14 protein-coding genes are annotated in these 13,417 nt (G+C 68.2%); 8 read left to right on the top strand and 6 right to left on the bottom strand.

Annotation, left to right across the window (positions count from 1 at the left end):
- Window positions 1–45: 45 nt before the first annotated feature.
- From ATF69_RS08190 to ATF69_RS08200, 3 genes are all read right to left on the bottom strand, one after another.
- Window positions 46–924, bottom strand: coding sequence for a PA4780 family RIO1-like protein kinase (locus ATF69_RS08190; RefSeq protein ID WP_146870541.1), 879 nt, complete (start codon window positions 922–924; stop codon window positions 46–48).
- A gap of 61 nt (window positions 925–985) precedes the next feature.
- Window positions 986–1,747 (bottom strand): tRNA-uridine aminocarboxypropyltransferase, encoded by a 762-nt coding sequence (locus ATF69_RS08195; RefSeq protein WP_146870542.1) that lies wholly within the window; start codon window positions 1,745–1,747, stop codon window positions 986–988.
- 29 nt (window positions 1,748–1,776) lie between these two features.
- Window positions 1,777–2,397, bottom strand: a complete 621-nt coding sequence (locus tag ATF69_RS08200) for a class I SAM-dependent methyltransferase (RefSeq protein WP_208758703.1) — start codon at window positions 2,395–2,397, stop codon at window positions 1,777–1,779.
- Window positions 2,398–2,520: 123 nt separating this feature from the next.
- Between ATF69_RS08200 and ATF69_RS08205 the strand changes: the two genes are divergently transcribed.
- From ATF69_RS08205 to ATF69_RS08220, 4 genes are all read left to right on the top strand, one after another.
- Complete coding sequence (locus ATF69_RS08205; RefSeq protein ID WP_146870543.1) at window positions 2,521–3,777, top strand: helix-turn-helix domain-containing protein; 1,257 nt, start codon at window positions 2,521–2,523, stop codon at window positions 3,775–3,777.
- A 44-nt stretch (window positions 3,778–3,821) separates the two neighbouring features.
- Window positions 3,822–4,514, top strand: coding sequence for a Vgb family protein (locus tag ATF69_RS08210; protein ID WP_146870544.1), 693 nt, complete (start codon window positions 3,822–3,824; stop codon window positions 4,512–4,514).
- Window positions 4,515–4,703: 189 nt separating this feature from the next.
- Window positions 4,704–5,525 carry a DUF899 domain-containing protein gene (locus ATF69_RS08215; RefSeq protein ID WP_146870545.1) on the top strand — a complete coding sequence of 274 codons (822 nt, stop codon included), beginning with the start codon at window positions 4,704–4,706 and terminating at the stop codon, window positions 5,523–5,525.
- Window positions 5,526–5,550: 25 nt separating this feature from the next.
- Window positions 5,551–6,162 carry a hypothetical protein gene (locus ATF69_RS08220; protein ID WP_208758704.1) on the top strand — a complete coding sequence of 204 codons (612 nt, stop codon included), beginning with the start codon at window positions 5,551–5,553 and terminating at the stop codon, window positions 6,160–6,162.
- Here ATF69_RS08220 and ATF69_RS08225 read toward each other — a convergent pair whose 3' ends face one another.
- Window positions 6,163–6,546, bottom strand: a complete 384-nt coding sequence (locus ATF69_RS08225) for a VOC family protein (protein WP_056056657.1) — start codon at window positions 6,544–6,546, stop codon at window positions 6,163–6,165.
- 325 nt (window positions 6,547–6,871) lie between these two features.
- Here ATF69_RS08225 and ATF69_RS08230 point away from each other — a divergent pair, with 325 nt between their 5' ends.
- Entirely contained in the window at window positions 6,872–7,468 is a 597-nt protein-coding gene (locus ATF69_RS08230) for a flavin reductase family protein (RefSeq protein ID WP_146870546.1), read from the top strand.
- Window positions 7,469–7,574: 106 nt separating this feature from the next.
- Here the strand turns inward: ATF69_RS08230 and ATF69_RS08235 are convergent, their stop codons facing one another.
- Entirely contained in the window at window positions 7,575–8,996 is a 1,422-nt protein-coding gene (locus ATF69_RS08235) for a DUF2130 domain-containing protein (protein ID WP_146870547.1), read from the bottom strand.
- A gap of 147 nt (window positions 8,997–9,143) precedes the next feature.
- Window positions 9,144–10,064, bottom strand: coding sequence for a LysR family transcriptional regulator (locus ATF69_RS08240; protein WP_146870548.1), 921 nt, complete (start codon window positions 10,062–10,064; stop codon window positions 9,144–9,146).
- A gap of 116 nt (window positions 10,065–10,180) precedes the next feature.
- Here ATF69_RS08240 and ATF69_RS08245 point away from each other — a divergent pair, with 116 nt between their 5' ends.
- The 3 genes from ATF69_RS08245 (at window position 10,181) to ATF69_RS08255 (ending at window position 13,274) form a co-directional block, all read left to right on the top strand.
- Window positions 10,181–11,017: a pirin family protein gene (locus ATF69_RS08245; RefSeq protein WP_146870549.1), complete on the top strand. Its 837-nt coding sequence runs from the start codon at window positions 10,181–10,183 to the stop codon at window positions 11,015–11,017.
- A gap of 84 nt (window positions 11,018–11,101) precedes the next feature.
- Entirely contained in the window at window positions 11,102–11,746 is a 645-nt protein-coding gene (locus tag ATF69_RS08250; protein ID WP_146870550.1) for an NADPH-dependent F420 reductase, read from the top strand.
- Between the two features lie 220 nt (window positions 11,747–11,966).
- The gene (locus ATF69_RS08255; protein WP_146870551.1) at window positions 11,967–13,274 is read left to right on the top strand and encodes an MFS transporter; all 1,308 of its coding nucleotides are present in this window, start codon (window positions 11,967–11,969) and stop codon (window positions 13,272–13,274) included.
- Window positions 13,275–13,417 lie beyond the last annotated feature (143 nt).

Raw genomic sequence — 13,417 nt, forward strand, 5'->3', positions numbered from 1 at the left:
AAAAGGCTGCGATGGTGCCACAGCCCTGCGCGGATGGGGAAGACGTCAGCCCGCCGCCATGCGCAGCCTGCGCGCTGCATCTTCGTCGCGCGCGTCGTCAATCTCGCGCAGCACGGCCTGCATGTCCACATCGGCATGCGTGGGCGCATAGATGCCGGTGAGCGGCGTCTCGTTGCTCAGCAGCCCGCTCTGGTACAGGCTCCAGATTTCGGGGCCGTATTGGGTGGTGCGCAGCTCGGGGGCAAACTGGCCGAAGAAGTCGCGCAGGTTGGCCACGTCGCGCAGCAGCATGCGCTGGGCGTGGTTGTTGCCCGCAGCGTCCACGGCCTGGGGCAGGTCGATGATGACGGGGCCGTCGTGGCCCACCTCTTCACCTTCTGTGCCCGGCAGGTGGGCCAGCAGGATGTTGAACTCCGACAAGTCCCCATGCACCACGCCCGCACACAGCATGCGCACCACCTCGGCCACCAGCGTGGCGTGGTGGGTGCGCGCGTCTTCGGGGGTGAAGCTCACATCGTTCAGGCGCGGGGCCGCATCGCCGTGGGCATCGGTCACCAGCTCCATCAGCAGCACGCCGTCGTGAAAGTTGTAGGGCTGCGGCACACGCACGCCGGCGGCGGCCAGGCGATAGAGCGCATCGACCTCGGCGCTTTGCCAGGCGGCCTCTTGCTCTTGCCGGCCAAATTTGCTGCCTTTGGCCATGGCACGGGCCGAGCGCGAGTTCTTGACCTTGCGGTTCTCGGTGTAATCCACGGCTTGGCGAAAGCTGCGGTTGTTCGCTTCTTTGTAGATCTTGGCGCAGCGGGTTTCGTCACCGCAGCGCACCACGTAGACCATGGCCTCCTTGCCGCTCATGAGTTGCCGGACCACGGTGTCGATCAGGCCTTCCTCAATGAGGGACTGCAGGCGGGGGGGAGCTTTCATCGGTGCATTTTGCCCGTGTCGCGCAATCCCCCGGCGGACCGTGTGCCAAAGTGCGTTTTGCTCAGCCCGTGCTGCACACACCGCGCAGCCGCAGGTGCGTGGCATCGTCCGCAGCCACCGGCAACTGGTGCTTGGCCTGCAGGTAGTGGTGGGTGAACACGTCCAGGTATGCCTCCAGCGCCTGTGCGGCCTGCAGCTCGCCCGCCAGTTCCAGGCACAGCGCGCCGACCTCGGACGTACAGAAGTGGTCCATGCGGGTGGATCGGCGCAGGTGGTAGCGCGAGAGCTGCTCGGGCTGCAGGCTCAGCACGGGCAGGTGGTTGAGGTAGGGGCTCTTGCGGAACATCTTGCGCGCCTCGGGCCAGGTGGCGTCGAGCAGCACGAAAAGCGGGCGTTTGCCCTCGGCCTGGGCCACCTGCGTGACCACGCGCTCGGGCGCCACGAACTCGCCGGGGAACACCACATACGGCTGCCACTGCGGGTCGGCCAGCAGCGCCAGCAGGTCGGGGTGCACTTCGGTGCGCGCCCAGCCAAACGCATAGGTGTCGGCCACCACATCGGCGATCAGCCAGCCGGTGTTGCTGGGCTTGAGGGGCTCGATGTCCGCCATCAGCAGGCACATGCCTGCGCGCGTGGGCAGCACGGGCCGCAGCGCGCAGATGCAGTGGCTGGGCACCAGGCGGCAGCCCGCACAGCGTTCGCCCTTGGGGCCGCCCCGGGCCAGAAAGGGCTTGGCACTGCGGGCCAGGCGCTCGGCGCGCAGGCGTGCCACCGCATGCGGTGGGACAGGTGGTGTGACGGACGGCGTGTCGGTGGTGGCCACGTCAGTCGCCGAGGGGGCTGCGGGCTGTGTCACCGGCCGCTCGCACGTTCCAGCGCAAACAGCGGCAGCTCTGCCAGCGGGCTCAGCCACACGCCACCACCCAGCTCGGTAAAGCCCTCGCCCAGCGTGCGGCGGTACAGCTGTGCGGGGTGGCGGAACATGCGCGGGTCGGTCACTTGCTCGTCCACCACATCCTGCTCCCAGTCCTCGCGCGCGACGGCCTCCACATACAGGGCGCCCCGGCTCAGGCGCGCCAGGTTGCGCATGGCCTTTTGCACGTCCGCCTCGCTCAGGTAGGGCAGCACGCCCTGGCAGATCACCAGGTCATACGGCGTGCGGGCCTTGTAGTCCACCACCGAGCCGCGCTCCCACCCAAACCGCTGGCACAGGTATTCGCTGAACTCCACGCCGTGGAACTGCGCCTGCGGAAAATGCCGTGCGATCACATCGCGCCACAGGCCAATGCCGCAGCCCACATCCAGCACCCGCCACACGGGCACGCGCAGGTACTGCAGGTAGCTGCACACAAACGCGCCCAGGCGCTCGGTGTGCGCCGGGTCCACCACGCTGGTCTTCTTGTCGAAGTAAAAGCGCTGGTAGTACGCCTCGTCAAAAATGGCCGCGTCTGCGCTGCCGGTCACTGGTTTCACTGCTGCTTCCTTTTGCCAAGAACCGTCGCAGGGGTGGCCGCACGATGGCGATTCGAGGTGGCTGTTCGAGGCGGCGAGTATCGCCCACGGGAGTGGGGGCCTCTGGCGGTGTAGTCTGCGGCCATGGATTCGCTGATCTCCGCATCCGCCCGCGCACTGGCCGCCGGGGACCCGCTGGGCGCCCTCAAGCGCGTGGCCCTGCGCGACGACCCACCCGCCCTGGCCTTGCGCGGCATTGCCATGGCGCAGCTGGGCGAACACCCCCGTGCGCGCGACCTGCTGCGGCAGGCTGCGCGCGCCTTTGGCACCCACGAAGCCCAGGCGCGCGCCCGCTGCGTGGTGGCCGAGGCCGAGGTGGCGTTGGCCATGCGCGACCTGGGCGGGTCACCCCGCCCGCTGCTGGAGGCGGCCGACACGCTGCAAGCCCACGGTGATACCGCCAACGCCACACAGGCGCGGCTGATTGCGGCGCGGCGGCTGCTGCGCATCGGTCGCCTGGACGAAGCCGCAGCGGCCATGGACGCCATGGCGACCGCCCCCACAGCGGGCGACCTGCCCCCCGCCCTGCGGGCCATGGCCGACCTGACCCTGGCCGAGCTGGCACTGCGCTCGCTGCACATCGCCGCCGCCAGTGCGGCGCTGGACCGTGCGCAGGAGGCCGCCGAGCAAGCCCATGTACCGGCCCTGCTGGCTGAGGTGGCGCAGGCGCGCGCCGTGCTGGACCAGCCCGCAGCGCGGCGCGTGGGGGCAGGGGTGGACCAGCCGCAGCGCCTTTCCGATGTGGCAGACCTGCTGGCATCGGGCGCGCTGGTGGTGGATGCATGTCGGCGCTGCGTGGGGGTGGGCGGTGGCCCCTCCACCACAGACGCCGGCGTGTGGCAACCGCTGGCACGCCGGCCCATCCTGTTCGCGCTGGTGTGTGCGCTGGCGCAAGCCTGGCCCGGCGATGCCGAGCGCGAGGCGTTGATTGCGCAGGCCTTTCGCACCCGCCACCCCGACGACACCCACCGTGCGCGGCTGCGGGTGGAGGTAGGGCGCCTGCGCGCGCTTCTGCGGCCACTGGCGCGCGTCGAGGCCACGGCGCGCGGCTTTGCGCTGCAGCCCTTGGACGCACGGCCCGTGGTGGTGCTGGCGCCGCCCATCGATGGCGAGCAGGCGGCGCTGCTGGCTCTGCTGTCGGACGGTGCGGCCTGGTTTACCTCGGCGCTCGCGTTGGCCACGGATGCCAGCCAGCGCACCGTGCAGCGCGCGTTGGCCGAGCTGGAAGCACAAGGCCGTGTGCGCTCCATCGGCCGCGCGCGTGCGCAGCGCTGGCTGGCGCCGCCGCTGTCCGGATTCACGACGATCTTGTTACTCCCTGCTGCGCTGCCGATTGCATAAAGTGGACGCCAAGCCCCCACCGGGCCACCCCACAGGAGCCAACCATGACCGCGTGCACCCACACCGACCCGACACCCGCCACCCTCCGCCACCACCCTTCACAACCCGCCGAGATCGTGCGCGAATACGGCCCCTTTGCGGGCGCGGACAGCGTGCACGGCGTGACCCACGACGGCCAGCATGTCTGGGCGGCCACGGGGGCGCACCTGGTGGCCTTCGATGCCACCACGGGCGAGACCCGGCGCACGCTGGCGGTGGCCAGCGATGCCGGCACTGCGTTTGACGGCAGGCACCTGTACCAGATCACCGAGGCGCGCATCGACAAGATCGACCCCGCCACCGGCCGGGTGGTGGCCTCCATTCCTGCACCCGGCAACGGCAACGACTCGGGCCTCACGTGGGCCGAAGGCAGCCTGTGGGTGGGCCAGTACCGCGACCGCAAGATCCACCAGATCGACCCCGCCACCGGCGCCATCCGCCGCACCATCGAGTCCGACCGCTTTGTGACCGGCGTGACCTGGGTGGACGGCGAGATGTGGCACGGCACCTGGGAGGGTGACGAGAGCACGCTGCGCCACATCGACCCCGCCACCGGCGCCGTGCTGCAGCAGCTCGACATGCCTCCAGGCGTGGGCGTGAGCGGCCTCGAATCGGACGGTGCCGACCTCTTCTACTGCGGGGGCGGCGGCAGCGGCAAGGTCCGCGCTGTGCGCCGGCCCAAGGCGGCCCGCACCTGAGCCCCTGACACCTTCAGCCCTTGAGCGACGCGGCGCCCCGCCGCAAGCACCCACCACCCCCTGCCACCACAGGCCCTGCGCGCATCACGCGATGTCGCAGGCCGGGGACAGGTGCGCCCGCGAGCGCCTCCCTCCCCACGCAATTCTCCGTCCCGCGACGTCATCCACCACCCACCAGGAGCACCCCCCATGAACGCACCCACTTCCCACCCCGTGGTTTCTGCCGACGAATGGCTGGCCCAGCGCCACGCGCTGCTGGCCCGCGAGAAGGCCCTGACCCGCCTGCATGACGAGGTCGCCGCGCAGCGCCGCGCACTGCCCCGGACCCGCGTGGACAAGCGCTACACGCTGGACACCCTGCAGGGCCCGCGCGCCTTGGCCGACCTGTTCGATGGCCGCAGCCAGCTGCTGGTGCAGCACTTCATGTTTGGCCCGGGGTGGGAGCAGGGCTGCCCCAGCTGCTCTTTCATGGCCGACCACATGGGCGGCATGGAGCTGCACCTGCAGCACCGCGACGTGTCGGTGCTCGCCGTCTCGCGCGCGCCGCTGGCCGAGATCGAGCGCTTTCGCCAGCGCATGGGCTGGCAGTTTCGCTGGGCGTCGTCGCACGGCAGCGACTTCAACCACGACTTTGCGGTGAGCTTCACGCCCGAGCAGCGCGCACGCGGCAACGGCGAGGTGTTCTACAACTACGGCATGCAGCCGTTCCCCACCGATGAGGCGCCGGGCATCAGCGTGTTTGTGCGCAGCGATGCAGGCGAGGTGTTCCACGCCTACTCCACTTTCGGGCGCGGCGTGGAGGCCATGATGGGCACCTATCAGCTGCTGGACCTCACGCCCCGAGGCCGCCACGAGACCAACCCCGCCTACCCCATGGACTGGGTGCGCCACCACGACCGGTATGCACCTTCCCTGCCTGCGGCTGGGTCTGCGGCGGCACCAGCTGCACAGGCGCCCCAGCCTTCACCGGCCCACACGGCGCCGGGCGGGTGCTGCTCCACACGGGGCTGAACCACACACGGTTGAGACCGCGACCATGGACGCCACCCTCTGGCCCTGGCTGGCCGCTGCGGCCATGGGGGCACTGCACGGGCTCAACCCCCTCACGGGCTGGGGGCTGGCCACCACCTGGAGCCTCTGTGCGCGTGACCACAGCATGCCGCTGCGCGCACTGCTGCCCATGGCCGTCGGGCACCTGGCCGCCGTGGCACTGACGGCGGCTGCGGTGGGGTGGGGGCTGTGGTTGTCGCCACCTGCCCTGCTGGCGGTGGCGGGCGGCCTGGGCGGGGTGGTGATAGTCGCTCGCGTGCGTCTGACGGGGGCGGCGTGGCATCGCCTGCGCAAGCCCGCCGGGCCTGTGGGCATGGCGCTCTGGTCCTTTGGGGTGGCCACGGTGCACGGTGCCGGGCTGGCGCTGGTGCCTGCGCTGGCGCCGCTGTGCGGGGGCGATGGCGCGGCAGGTGGGGTGGCCTCTGGGGGCGACGGGCTCTCCACCCCCTTGCTGTTCGCGCTGGCCGCGCTGGGGGTTCACACCCTGGCCATGCTGGCCGTCACCGGGGCCATGGCCGCTGCGGCCTGCCACAGTGTGCAGGGCGCCCAGCGCTGGCTGCAACGCTACCGGGGTTGCAGCGGGGGGCCTGCCCGTTGATCAGGCCTTGGCCGGGCGGTGCAGGGCGCAGATCTTGTTGCCGTCCGGGTCGCGCAGGTACGCCAGGTACAGCTTGCCGCCTGGGCCTTCGCGCCAGCCGGGTGGGTCTTCGCAGGTGATGCCACCGTTCGCTACGCCGGCGGCGTGGAAGGCATCGGCCTGCTCGGGCGACTGCATCGCAAAACCGATGGTGCCGCCGTTGGCAAAGGTGGCGGGCTCGCCGTTGATGGGGGTGGTGATGCCAAAGGTACCAGTGGGGCCGCGATAGAAGTAGCGGTTCTTGTTGGCCACCCCGGGCGGTACGCCCAGCGCCCCCAGCAGCGCGTCATAAAACTTCTTGGACCGCTCCAGGTCGTTCACACCGACCATCACATGACTGAACATTCATCGTCTCCTGTAGGCCCCTCAGGGGGCGGGTTGTGGCCAACGGTTGGCGTTGGCATGTTAGCGGGTGGCTATCGCCATCGCCGGCGCGGGCCACAAGCCCCTGTGCGGCACTCAGGGGCGGGGGCATTGGGCGGGCCGTGCCGCTGGCCCCAGAGCGCCCCCACAGGCTTCATGGAAGTCGTTTTGAGGCAAAAATGCGCCATGGTGCAAGTGCCATATGTCTGAATAGCTATCTAATTAATAGCAAATGTCAGCAACGCCCACAGGCTCCACGCACTGTCCGATCCCCTGGCATTGCCCTTTGAACAGACCCTCACCCCCCATGCTGCCCACTGCCTCCCACCCCCACTTCACCCCGGTGTCCCTCGACAAGGCCTACCGCCTGCTCAACCACGGCCCCGTCGTGCTGGTGTCGGCCGCCCACGCGGGCCAGCACAACGTCATGGCGGCATCGTGGGCCTGCGCACTGGACTTTGCGCCGCCCAAGGTCACGGTGGTGCTCGACAAGGCCACCCGCACGCGCGAGCTGGTGGAGGCCAGCGGCTTCTTTGCGCTGCAGTTGCCCACCGTGCCCCTGGCCGCGCTGACCGTAGCGCTGGGCACCGACAGCGCCAAGACCACGCCCGACAAGCTGCAGCGCCATGGCGTGCCGTTGTTTGAAGCGCCCGGCCACCCGGCGCAGGCCACGCCCCCGCTGGTGCAAGGCTGCGCCGCCTGGCTGCTGTGCTGCGTGATCCCCGAGCCGCACAACCAGCAGGCCTATGACCTTTTCATCGGCGAAGTGGTGGCCGCCTGGGCTGACGACCGCGTGTTCCGCAACGGGCACTGGGAGTTCGACACCGCGCCGGATGACCTGCGCACGCTGCACTACGTGGCAGGCGGGCAGTTTTATGCGACGGGGGCATCGGTGCGCGGCTAGTGCCGCTCAACGTCCATGCCACCCATGGGGACGGAGCAGCGGCAGACTGGTTGTGCCCGCCCTGTTTGCAAGGCCCCGTCCGCCGGTCGCCTCACCCCGCCCCGTATCACTCCCCGTCCGAAATCCCCAACTGCTTGAGTTCTGCAAATTTGGCCGCCATCGTCGGGTTGCCGCGGGTCAGCTTCTTGATCGTGAGGTCTTCGGCCTTGTCGTTGGCCAGGCGCAGGTTGTTGGCCGACTTGTGCAGCGCCTCCTTGGTCTTCTCCAGGTCCTTGATGGCCTCGTCAATGCGCTTGATGGCTTCCTCAAACCCGTCCGATGCCAGGCGCCAGTTGCGCCCAAACGCGCCCTTGAACTCTTCCAGCTGCGATTCGAACTTGGTGATGTCCAGGTTCTGCGCCTTCACCAGCGCCAGCTCCGACTTGTACTGCAGCGACTTCATCGCAGCGTTGCGCAGCAGCGTGATGATGGGGATGAAGAACTGCGGCCGCACCACATACATCTTGGGATAGCGGTAGAACATGTCCACGATGCCGGTGTTGTACAGCTCGCTCTCGGGCTCCAGCAGCGACACCAGCACCGCGTACTCGCAGCCCTTTTCGTTACGGTCCTTGTCCAGCTCTTTCAGGAAGTCTTCATTGCGCTTCTTCGTGGCCGTCTCGTCGCTCTCGTTCTTCATCTCGAACATGATCGAGACGATCTCGTTGCCCGCCTCGTCCAGGTCGCGAAAGATGTAGTCGCCCTTGCTGCCGCTGCGCGCGTCGTTGTCCTTTTCAAAGTAGGCGCGGGGAAACGCCGTGGCGCGGATGCGGTTGAACTCCGTCTCGCAGTGCTGCTCCAGCGTCTCGCCCACCATCTTGGTGGACAGGCGCGCCTTCATGTCCCGCAGCCGCGCAATCTCGCCGTCCCGGTCGCGCAACTGCACGGCGTACTGCTCCTTGATGGCCGCCTCCTCCAGCTGCTTTTTCACCACCACCAGGTTCAGGTTGTTTTGGAGCTCGTCGCGCTCCCGCGCCACCACCGTGACAGCCTCGGTCACCGCCAGCCTGCGCGCCACCTCGGCAGCGTCCAGTTGTGATTTGAGCTGCTGAATCTCGGCGTCCTTTTGGGCGGCCACGCCCTGCAGCTGCTGCGCCAGCCGTGCTTGTGCCAACTGGTCCGCTGCCTGCTGCGCCTGCCGCGCACGCTCCAGCTCACTCACCAGCTTGTTTTCCAGCGCATCGCGCTGCTTCTCCACTGCGCTCAGGGCCTGCGCCACCGCCAGGTCGCGCTCCACCGCGCCTGCGCCCAGCTGCGCCTTCAGGGCCTGAATCTCGGCATCTTTGGCCGCCGCCGACTTCTGCAGCTCATTGGCCACCTGGGCCTGCGCCAGCGCCACCGCATTGCGCTTGTCCTGCTCGGCCAGCTCCAGCCGCTCGTGCAATTGCGCGGCGAAATCCGCGTCCCGCACCTGCTTGAGGATGTCGGCATACCCGGCTTCGTCAATCTTGAACGCCTTGTTGCAGTGGGGGCAGATGATGTCGTGCATGGCGGTCACCGTGTGGGTTGTTTGTGTTTCGTTGGGTGGGGAGCATAGCGGTCGGGAGTGTGGGCAGACGGAGCCTTGCGAAGCCTCGTGCAGTGCGCTGACAAACCCAGTATGAACGGCACCCTTCGATTCATACCGCGTCAGTCATCAGCCATCGCCCTGGGGCGGCAGCTCCTGCATCGCACCCATCTTGCTGATGACCAGCTCAATGAACGCCGACACCGCCAAGGGCAGGTAGCGCCTGCTGGGGTAGACCATGTGCACGCCATGCCCCAGCCGGTGGTATCCGGGAAGCATGGGCACCAGCAGGCCAGCGCGCAGATCGCGTTGCGTCAGCGTGGAGGGCAGCAGCGCAATGCCCAAGCCCGCCAGCGCGGCCTTGCGCAGGGCCTGCGCCGTGTTGCCGCTGAAGCGGCCAGCCACCTGCACCTCGGCCGGTGCGCCATCCTGCCCCGTCACGCGCCAGGTGGCCTTGCCGCTGGGGTGGCTGAACGCCAGGCAGTCGTGGTCCACCAGGTCTTGCAGCGTGGCCGGAACACCCCGGCGGGCAATGTAGGCCGGGCTGGCCACCAGGCCGTCGCTGCCCGCATCCAGCACCTTGCGAGCAAACAGGCCCGAGTCCTCCAGAATGCCGCCGCGAAACGCCACATCAATCCGGTCTGCAATCAGGTCCGCGCGGCCGTCGCTCAGCACAAAGTCCACCCGCACCTTGGGGTGCGCGACCAGGAACTCGGTCAGCCACTCCATCGCAAAGAAATCAAAAAAATCAGCCGGGGCCGCCACCCGCACCAGGCCGCTGGGCTCCTGGTTCACCGCCAGCAGCTCCTCGCCCGCATCCATCAGCCCCTCTACCGCGCCGCTGCAACGCTCCAGAAACACCTGGCCCGCGCTGGTGAGCGTGAGATGGCGGGTCGAGCGCTGCATCAGCCGGGTGCCCAGCTGCGCTTCCAGCTGCTGCACCCGGCGGCTCAGGGTGTTGGGCGGCACGCCCAGGCGGCGCGAGGCCTCGGCAAAGCTGCCGCAGCGCACCACCTGCACAAAGATGGCCACGTCGTTCAGATCCAGCATGGTCACGCTCATTCATTCGATTAATGGACGAGTGCAATCATATTGCGCTATCTAGTCAATCAATCGATGAATTTTTAAGCTACAGGCATCAGTTCAACACCTCCGAGGTTCTCTTGATGTCTGCACCCGCCACCGCCCCACGCGCCATCACACACCGCACCCGCGGCACCACGCACGGCCCCATCACCCGCCTCATGAGCCCCGGGGATCTGGGCCAGGTGCTCAAGCCCTTCATCTTTTTGGATCGGGTGCACTTTCAGCCCGGCGCAGCGCAGCAGGGCTTTGGCATGCACCCCCACTCGGGCATCGCCACGGTCACGTTCTTGTCGGAAGGCGATGTGCGCTACCAAGACAGCACCGGCCAAGCGGGCCTGCTGCCTGCGGGTGGCGTCGAATGGATGCGTGCTGGCAACGGCGTGTGGCACACCGGTGCCCCCGTGGGCGACACGCCGGGCCGGGGCTTTCAGCTGTGGGTGGCCCTGCCCGCCGCGCTGGAAAACGCCCTCGCCCACAGCCAGTACCTCGCCCCCGAACTGGTGCCCCAGGCGGGCCCGGTGCGGGTGCTGCTGGGCGAGTACGGCGCAGTGCACAGCCCCGTGGCAGCGCCCGAGGGCATGACCTATCTGGCCGTGCAGTTGCCCCAGGGCGAACGCTGGACCTACACCCCGCCCCCCGGCCACACCGTGGCGTGGGCGGCAGTGGCCACTGGCGCACTGACGGCGGGCGAACCCATTGCGGCAGGCGAGCTGGTGGCGTTTGAGCCTACCCACCAAAGCATCGACTTTGTGGCCACCGAAGCCACCAGCTTCGTGCTGGGCTCTGCCGTGCCGCACCCGCATGAGCTGGTCATGGGGACTTACTCCGTGCACACCAGCCAGGCAGCACTGCGGCAGGGCACCACAGAAATCCGGCGCATTGCAGGGCAACTGCGCCAAGCCGGGCGGCTGGGTTAATCCCTTTCACATCCCCCTCCACATTCGACTTTTCACTGTTCCCTTTCCCTCCACCCACTTCACTCATTGACCAAGGAAATCACCATGAACATCGGCATCATCGGCTCAGGCGCACTCGGCTCTAACGTGGCGCGCGCATTGGCCAGCAAAGGCCTGGCGGCCACCCTCTCCACCCGGCGCGGGCCGGAATCACTGGCCGCGCTGGTTGCTGAGCTGGGCCCCACCATCAAAGCGGGCACCGTGGCAGAGGCTGCCGCCGCAGACATCGTGCTCATCGCCGTGCGCTGGGAAGACCTGGGCCAGGCGCTTGGCAGCCTGCCCGCCTGGAACGGCCGCATCGTCATCGACGGCACCAACCCCGTGGCGTTTCTGGACCCCAACTCGCCCGCCGCCAAAGACCCCACCAACCCGCTGGCGGCCTACGGCATCAAGGCCATCGACCTGGGCGGGCGCTCGTCCAGCGAAGTGTTCAGCGAATTCGTGCCCGGAGCCCGCGTTGTCAAGGCGTTCAACCACCTGGATGTGAACCTGCTGGCCCAGCCCCAAGTCTCCGGCGGCCAGCGCGCCATGTTCTATGCAGGCGACGATGCCGCCGCCAATGCCGCAGTGCGCAAGGTGCTGGACGCCATCGGCTACTTCCCGGTGGACCTGGGCACGCTGGCGGTGGGCGGGCGTTTGTCGGAGCTGCCGTTTGGTGCGTTGTCGAGCACGCAGTTCATCAAGATTTGAGAAGAGGTATCTGCCCTGGCACTTTCAGACCCCAGGGTAGCTCGATCAAAACATGTTGCCGGGGGGCTGTGGCTGAGACCCTGCTCCACCACCGGGGTGTGCGGTCAGCCCGTGCGAACAGCTAAAAAATCACACCAATCGATGCGCCGCATCCTTGCACTCAGCGAGCCATGACGCCGCCCTGCAAGTCCCTGCAGCGCTGTGGGGTAAATTGCCCCGCATGCCGAACACCTCTTCGCCCCCCTCTGCGGCCGCCCCCGCATCCCTCATCGACTCCCGCCAGGCCGCGTGGCGCCTGCTGACCACGCTGGGCCTGGTGGTGCTGGGCAACAGCAGCATGTATGTGGTGTCGGTGGTGCTGCCCGCCGTGCAGGCCGAGTTTGGCGTGGGCCGTGCCGATGCATCCCTGCCCTACACGCTGATGATGGTGTGCCTGGGGCTGGGCGGAATCTGGACGGGCCGCATGGCCGACCGGCATGGGCTGATGCCGGTGCTGTGCGTGGGCGCGGTGGCCGTGTGTGGCGGGTTTGTGTGGGCGGGGCTGTCGGGCAGCATCTGGGGGTTTGGGCTGGCGCACGGGCTGATGGGGCTGATTGGCAGCTCGGCCACGTTTGCGCCGCTGATGGCAGACACCGCGCTGTGGTGGAACAAGCGGCGGGGCATTGCGGTGGCGATCTGCGCCAGCGGCAACTACATTGCGGGCGCGCTGTGGCCGCCCATCGTGCAGCACGGCATTGAGCTGATCGGCTGGCGCCACACCTATGTGCTGCTGGGCATTGTGTGTGGGGTGGGCATGCTGTTGCTGGCACTGCGCATGCGCCAGCGCGCGCCGGTGGCGCAGATGGATGCAGCATCGGCAGCGGTGGCACCGGCCGCGTCGGGTGCAGCGCCCTCGCCGTTGCCGCTCGATCGCAGCCGCCCGTTCGGTCTGCGCCCGCTGCATGCACAGCTATTGCTGTGTGTGGCGGGCGTCGCGTGCTGCGTGGCTATGGCGATGCCGCAGGTGCACATCGTGGCCTATTGCACCGACCTGGGTTTTGGCGCGGCGCGCGGGGCCGAGATGCTGTCGCTGATGCTGGCCTGCGGCATCGTCAGCCGCCTGGTGTCGGGCGTGATCTGCGACCGCATTGGCGGCGTGCGCACGCTGCTGCTGGGCTCGGCGCTGCAGGGCGTGGGGCTGGCGCTGTTTTTGCCGTTTGACGGGCTGGTGCCGCTGTATGTCATCTCGGCGATGTTCGGGCTGTTCCAGGGCGGCATCGTGCCCGCCTACGCCATCATCATCCGCGAGTATTTCGCCCCACAGGAGGCCGGTGCGCGGGTGGGTGCTGTGATCATGGCCACGCTGATCGGCATGGCGCTGGGGGGCTGGATGTCGGGCTGGATCTTTGACCTGACGGGCAGCTACCGCGCGGCGTTCCTGAACGGCATGGCGTGGAATCTGCTGAACCTGTCGATCGTGGGCTGGCTGTTCTGGCGCGTGCGGGGCCGAGGGGCAGTGGTGGGGCAGGTGCAGCCTGGTGCGGGGTGAGTGCGGCCAGCTCGACTATCTCCGCAATGGTGTGCTCCTCGACCTCCAGGTAGCGCTTCAATGCGCAAATTTTTCTTTGAGCAAATCACGATGAGCGATAGGTTCTAGCTCGGCCTGGGCCGATACACGGCCCCGTTGCCCCG

Source organism: Acidovorax delafieldii (genome assembly GCF_007993815.1).
Taxonomy (GTDB): domain Bacteria; phylum Pseudomonadota; class Gammaproteobacteria; order Burkholderiales; family Burkholderiaceae_C; genus Acidovorax; species Acidovorax delafieldii.